The sequence below is a fragment of the Megasphaera sp. AF13-6AC genome (assembly GCF_027685385.1).
Lineage (GTDB): Bacteria > Bacillota > Negativicutes > Veillonellales > Megasphaeraceae > Megasphaera > Megasphaera micronuciformis.
In genome coordinates this window covers 1-555 of sequence record NZ_JAQCUN010000345.1, presented here as the reverse complement: position 1 = coordinate 555, position 555 = coordinate 1, and the positions used below count along the sequence as shown (strand labels likewise).

General features: G+C 47.0%; 1 protein-coding gene. It reads left to right on the top strand.

The features are described from left to right. Window positions 1–148 precede the first annotated feature (148 nt). Window positions 149–555, top strand: a 407-nt coding sequence (locus PGX78_RS09370; RefSeq protein WP_270446697.1) for a GTP-binding protein, incomplete at its 3' end; no start/stop codon positions are given.

Here is a 555-nt window from a genome sequence, read left to right as displayed (position 1 = left end):
TCCAGAGTTCGAATCTCCGAGCCGCCACCACACACAAATAACCTCGTTAATTCGGGGTTATTTCTATATGACGGAGAAGATTTCTGAAATTTTCCCATCTATGTAGAAATATATACAAATGCTTTCCTAGTGAAGGAGGAAATGTACAATGGCAAAAGAAAAATACGAAAGAACCAAACCCCATGTCAATATCGGCACGATCGGTCACGTTGACCACGGCAAAACGACATTGACGGCAGCAATTACGAAAGTATTGTCCGAAAAAGGCTATGCTGAATTCTCCGACTATGCTAACATCGATAAAGCACCGGAAGAACGTGAACGCGGTATTACGATCAATACGGCACACGTAGAATATCAGACAGACAAACGCCACTATGCACACGTTGACTGCCCGGGCCATGCCGATTATGTAAAGAACATGATCACCGGCGCAGCACAGATGGACGGGGCTATTCTCGTAGTATCGGCAGCTGACGGCCCCATGCCGCAGACACGTGAACACATCCTCCTGGCACGTCAGGTAGGCGTACCGGCTATGGTTGTATTCTTGAA